The 1,002-nt window shown below is 45.4% G+C and carries 2 protein-coding genes; both read right to left on the bottom strand.

The genetic code is table 11. The annotated features are described in order from the left end of the window. Positions 1 to 4: 4 nt before the first annotated feature. On the bottom strand, positions 5 to 658 hold the full coding sequence (locus AB4232_RS20855; protein WP_029223976.1) for an MBL fold metallo-hydrolase: 654 nt from the start codon (positions 656 to 658) through the stop codon (positions 5 to 7). Between the two features lie 99 nt (positions 659 to 757). Continuing rightward, on the bottom strand, positions 758 to 1,002 hold a 245-nt coding region (locus tag AB4232_RS20860), incomplete at its 5' end, for a YcbK family protein (protein WP_372087922.1).

Raw genomic sequence — 1,002 nt, forward strand, 5'->3', positions numbered from 1 at the left:
TTAATTAATATATAGGCATCTCGTCGGCAACGAATGGATTTGATGCGCGCTCACGGCCAAATGTTGACTCAGGACCATGACCCGGTACGAATGTTACATCACTGCCTAGCGGCCAAAGCTTAGTCTTGATTGAAGCAATTAGCGTGTTGAAATCGCCTTGCGGGAAATCCGTGCGACCAATAGCACCGTTAAATAAAACATCACCAACAAACGCCATACGCGCTTGCTCACTGAATAGCACGACGTGACCCGGAGTATGACCCGGCGTGTGAATCACATCGATAACTTGGTTACCAAAAGTCACTTTGTCGCCCTCTTCTAACCAAGTGTTTGGTTCAAAGGCTTTACACAGTGGGAAGCCGAACATCTGGCTTTGATTCTCTAGACCTTGAAGCCAAAAGTTATCGGCTTTATGTGGGCCAACAATGTTCACGTTCAAGATTTCAGCAAGCGGTACTGTTCCGCCCACATGGTCTAGGTGACCGTGAGTCAATACCAAATTCACCACTTTAACACCTAACTCTTCGATGATAGCAGCCAGTTGCTGAACATCACCGCCCGGATCGACAACGATGCCTTCCATTGTCTCATCACACCACACAATTGAGCAGTTTTGAGAGAACGAGGTAACAGGGACAACTTGATACTTAAGAGACATATACAAACCTTAGAGGGCAAACTGAAATTTGGGCAAACTATGACATTGGATGTCTACTTTGACAAGTACCTAGCATTCGCTCGTAAATTCAGCTTAACACTACCAACTGCGTGCTGGACCTGTATCAATATGGATAAAGTTGCTACGTGCATAATAACCGACACCACCCGCATTCAAGCTTTTAGCAACGTCTCTTAATTCTTTTAGGTTAACGCCATCAATACGGAAATCGATCGCTTTACCTAACATGTGGTAGCTCTTCTTGGCTACGCCACTCGACTTTGAGCGCAGTGCTTCATTGGTCGCTGGAGAACGGTAACCAGAGATGATTTGAACTTCTTTTT

The sequence above is a fragment of the Vibrio sp. 10N.286.46.A8 genome (genome assembly GCF_041470165.1).
Taxonomy (GTDB): domain Bacteria; phylum Pseudomonadota; class Gammaproteobacteria; order Enterobacterales; family Vibrionaceae; genus Vibrio; species Vibrio tasmaniensis_A.